The sequence below is a fragment of the Salinimicrobium oceani genome, from assembly GCF_012037645.1.
The window spans coordinates 1-278 of sequence record NZ_JAAVJR010001709.1 but is presented as its reverse complement, the minus strand read 5'-3'; the positions used below and the strand labels follow the sequence as shown (position 1 = coordinate 278).

Annotated in this window: 1 protein-coding gene; it reads right to left on the bottom strand. The window is 50.0% G+C overall.

Translation table 11 applies throughout. The annotated features are described in order from the left end of the window. Positions 1–278 (bottom strand): ABC-2 transporter permease (locus HC175_RS23690; RefSeq protein ID WP_479685275.1); only part of this gene is annotated, 278 nt, incomplete at both ends.

Sequence of the window (278 nt, the reverse complement as noted above, 5' to 3'; positions counted from 1 at the left end):
AAATGCAAAATAGGCGATAAAGCAAAGAAAAACCGCCAGAATGAAGGATACGATTTGGTTTGGCGAAAGCATGGAGGCAAAGATCCCGATGGCCGCATAGCAGGCGCCGAGAAATAGGAGTCCGAAATAGGAGCCAATGATCACGCCACTGTCAAGGTTTCCTTCCGGAGCTCCCAGGTACCAGATCGCCACCACATACAGCAAGGTCGGTAAGAGTGCGAGGAGGATCAGGAACAAGGCTCCGAAATATTTCCCCAATACCAGCTGAATGGTAGTCA